The organism is Corallococcus sicarius, from assembly GCF_003611735.1.
Classification (GTDB): Bacteria; Myxococcota; Myxococcia; order Myxococcales; family Myxococcaceae; genus Corallococcus; species Corallococcus sicarius.
In genome coordinates, this window is the sequence record NZ_RAWG01000546.1 from 1 (window position 1) to 3,215 (window position 3,215).

Annotated in this window: 5 protein-coding genes; 4 read left to right on the top strand and 1 reads right to left on the bottom strand. The window is 70.0% G+C overall.

What is annotated here, in order from left to right; translation table 11 throughout:
- A partial coding sequence (locus D7X12_RS40415; protein ID WP_147443972.1) for a response regulator transcription factor occupies positions 1–397 on the bottom strand: 397 nt, incomplete at its 3' end.
- A 133-nt stretch (positions 398–530) separates the two neighbouring features.
- Between D7X12_RS40415 and D7X12_RS40420 the strand changes: the two genes are divergently transcribed.
- The 4 genes from D7X12_RS40420 to D7X12_RS40435 all read left to right on the top strand — a co-directional run.
- On the top strand, positions 531–1,052 hold the full coding sequence (locus D7X12_RS40420; RefSeq protein WP_120616070.1) for a chemotaxis protein CheW: 522 nt from the start codon (positions 531–533) through the stop codon (positions 1,050–1,052).
- The gene (locus D7X12_RS40425; RefSeq protein ID WP_120616069.1) at positions 1,049–1,453 is read left to right on the top strand and encodes a Frizzy aggregation protein FrzB; all 405 of its coding nucleotides are present in this window, start codon (positions 1,049–1,051) and stop codon (positions 1,451–1,453) included. The genes D7X12_RS40420 and D7X12_RS40425 overlap by 4 nt, the downstream gene beginning before the upstream one ends.
- A 5-nt stretch (positions 1,454–1,458) precedes the next feature.
- On the top strand, positions 1,459–2,712 hold the full coding sequence (locus D7X12_RS40430) for a methyl-accepting chemotaxis protein (RefSeq protein WP_120630443.1): 1,254 nt from the start codon (positions 1,459–1,461) through the stop codon (positions 2,710–2,712).
- Positions 2,713–2,778: 66 nt separating this feature from the next.
- On the top strand, positions 2,779–3,215 hold a 437-nt coding region (locus tag D7X12_RS40435; protein WP_208719609.1), incomplete at its 3' end, for an Hpt domain-containing protein.

A 3,215-nucleotide genomic window follows, 5' to 3' on the forward strand; every position in this document is an offset into this window, starting at 1 on the left:
GGGGAGGGGGGACGGCGGTGGGCACGTTCAGCGCGGGCGCGCCGATGAGCCCCATCACGCCTCCGAGCACGCCTTCCAGGCCGCCGCTCTTGAGGATGTAGCCGTCCGCGCCGGAGTTCTTCACCTTCGCGTCCAGCTCCGCCTCCGAGATGTCGGAGTAGAGGACCAGCTTGGCGACGACCTTCTTCACCTGCCGCAGGTACTCGACGACGTCATCGCCGAACATCTCCGGCATGTTGACGTCCATGAGGATGAGGGCGAACGGGCCCTCGGCGAGCTTCTGGTCGAGCGTCGCCAGATCGGGCGCGCCCACGGCCTCATAGCCGGCGGCCGTCAGGGCGCGGACCGTGAGCTCCAGCAGCATCGGGCTGTCGTCAATGACCAGTACGCGGGACATCGTCCTCCTCAGGGGCTCCCGGCCCTCAACCCTACACCTTTGGCCCCCGGCGAACCATCGAAACGGCGAGCAGGCGGACAGTCTTGGATGGACCCTTGACCCTTTTTCACCCTGTCCAGGATACTTCGGCGCCTTGACCCCGACCTCCACTCCCCTCCAACGCGCGCTTCGCCAGGCGCCGGACCGCACGCTGGCCGCTCAGGCCCGCCCCGAACTGGAGTTCTTCTGCTTCCGGGTGGGAGAGCTGCGCTTCGGCGTTCCCAGCGAGAACGTCACCGAGGTGCTGCGCGCCGGCCTGCTCACGCCGCTGCCGCGCACGCCGTCCTTCATCATGGGCGTCACCGGCCACCGCGGTCAGGTGCTGCCCGTGGTGGACCTGCTGCGCTTCCTCAGCAAGGGTGAAGCGCGCATCGGTCCGCGCACGCGCATCTTCGTAGGCGTCAGCGGCAGCTTCGTCTCCGGCGTGGTGGCGGACACCGTGCTGGGCCTGCGCCGCGTGCCCGTCTCCGACATCCTCCCGCCGCCCCTGGGGGGCGACGCGGCCGCCGAGCACCTGCTGGGCATCGTGTCGGGCGGCGGCCCGCATGACGGCCTCAACCTGCTCAACTTCTCCAAGCTCCTGCAGACGGCCCGTCAGCGCGCGGTGGTGCGATGAGCACTGGCGACGTGAACGGTGTCGCGGACGATCGCTCCGCGGAGGAGCTGGGAGAGGTGGACATCCTCTTCTTCCAGATTGGCGACTCCGAGTACGGCACGGACGCCTCGCAGGTGCTGCGCATCGACCGGGCGCTGCCGGACGACCTCACCGTGCGAGACCTGGGCCTGCCGCACCGGGGCCTGCGCGCGCTGGTGTTCGACACCCCGGAAGGCGAGGGCCACCTGAAGGTGGACGCCGTCAACGGGGTGCGCTCCGTCGCGCTCGCCGTGTTACGCCGCATGCCCGCAGCCGCGGCGGCGGCCCCCTATGCCGTGGGCATCTGCCTGGATGAAGTCTCCCAGCGGCCCGTGTTGCTCATTGATTTGGCGGAAACCTTGAAGACGCAAGGAAGGCACTGACACACATGTCCCTGGAGAGCCCCAACGACAAGCCCGCGGCGAAGTCCCGCGGTGCCAAGAAGTCCCCGGGCGCGAAGGCCGGCGCCGACGCCGCCAACGCCATTGATCCGCTCAAGCCCTTCACCGAAACGCTGATGGCGGTGCTGTCCGGAAACCTCAACGCGCGCGTGCCCCAGGACCGCGTCCAGGCGGACCCGACCGGCTTCGGCCACCTGCTCAACCAGGTGCTGGAGAACTTCTCCTCCGCGGAGCACCGCAAGCAGGTGGCGGCGCAGGAGATCGACCAGGCGCTCGACTCGCTCATCATCCTGGTGCGCGAAGGCGACCTGTCGCGCTGGAACACGTCCACCGAGGACCCCCAGCTCGGGCCCCTCCTGGAGGGCTTCGGCAAGGTCATTGAGACGCTGCGCATCTTCGTGCGGGAGATCAACGAGGCCGCGCTGCGGCTGTCGTCCTCCGCCAACCAGGTGCTGGCGGCGTCCACGCAGCACGAGACGTCCTCCACCGAGCAGGCCGCGGCCATCCATGAGACGACCGCGACCATGGAGGAGCTGAAGCACGCCTCCGCGCAGATCGCGGAGAACGCGGGCAGCGTGGCGCGCGTGGCGGAGGAGACGCTGGGCGCGGCCCGCGCGGGTCGCGGCGCGATTGGCGAGTTCATCCAGGCCATGCAGCAGATCCGCAGCGACGGCGTCGCGGTGGCGGACTCCATCTCCAAGCTGTCCAAGCGCGTGGAGCGCATTGGCACGGTGGTGGAGGTCATCGACGAGATCGCGGACCGCTCCGACCTGCTGGCGCTCAACGCGGCGCTGGAAGGCAGCCGCGCGGGCGAGGCGGGCAAGGGCTTCTCCATCGTCGCGGCGGAGATGCGCCGGCTGGCGGAGAACGTCCTGGAGTCCACCAAGGAGATCAAGAACCTCATCACGGAGATCCGCGAGGCCACGGCCGCGGCGGCGGGCGCGGCGGACGCGTCCAAGCACGCCACGGAGTCCGGTGAGAAGCTGGGCGCGGTGGCGGCGCAGGCCGTGGAAGGCATCCTCGCCGGCGTGCAGGAGACGAGCGACGCGGCCCGGGTCATCAACCTGGCCACGCAGCAGCAGCGCACGGCCACCGAGCAGGTGGTGGCGTCCATGGCGGAGATCGAGGACGTGACCCGTCAGACGACGCAGGCGTCGAAGCAGGCCACCGGGGCCGCCGCCGAGCTCACCCAGCTTGCGGGCCGGCTCGCCGAGCTCATCAAGCGCTTCAAGGCCGACTAGGCGTTCTCCTGAGGGGAGACCAAGGCGTTGGGGGACGCGGAAGACGCGCCCCCCGGCCTGCCACCCATGGACACCGAGGCCCTCAAAAAGTCCCTCCTGAAGAAGTTCCAGGAGGTCACGGCCGACCGACTCCAGAAGATCCAACTGGGAGTCATCGACCTGGAGAAGGAGACCGCGGATCAGGCCGCGGACGACGTCGCGCGCGAACTGCACACGATGAAGGGCGAGGCCCGCATGCTGGGCCTGGCCGCCATCGGTCAGCTCGCGCACGCCGCCGAGGACGTCCTGCGCGCCGAGCGCGAAGGCAAGACGGCCACCGAGACCGCCACCGACGTCATGCTCCGCGCATGCGACGTGCTGTCGGACCTCATCGAGGACCTGGACGCCGCCCACACCGGGTCCACCGCCACCGAGGAGATGGTCAAGGCCCTGTCGGAGGTGTCCGGCCACCCGGTGCCCGCGCTGGGGCCGGTGCGCAGGCCCGCGGCTTCGTCCGCGCCCCC

What these genes read in the sequence shown, in the direction of transcription:
- D7X12_RS40430 (WP_120630443.1), top strand. Translation starts at nt 1,459, where the DNA reads ATGTCCCTGGAGAGCCCCAACGACAAGCCCGCGGCGAAGTCCCGCGGT.
- D7X12_RS40425 (WP_120616069.1), top strand. Translation starts at nt 1,049, where the DNA reads ATGAGCACTGGCGACGTGAACGGTGTCGCGGACGATCGCTCCGCGGAG.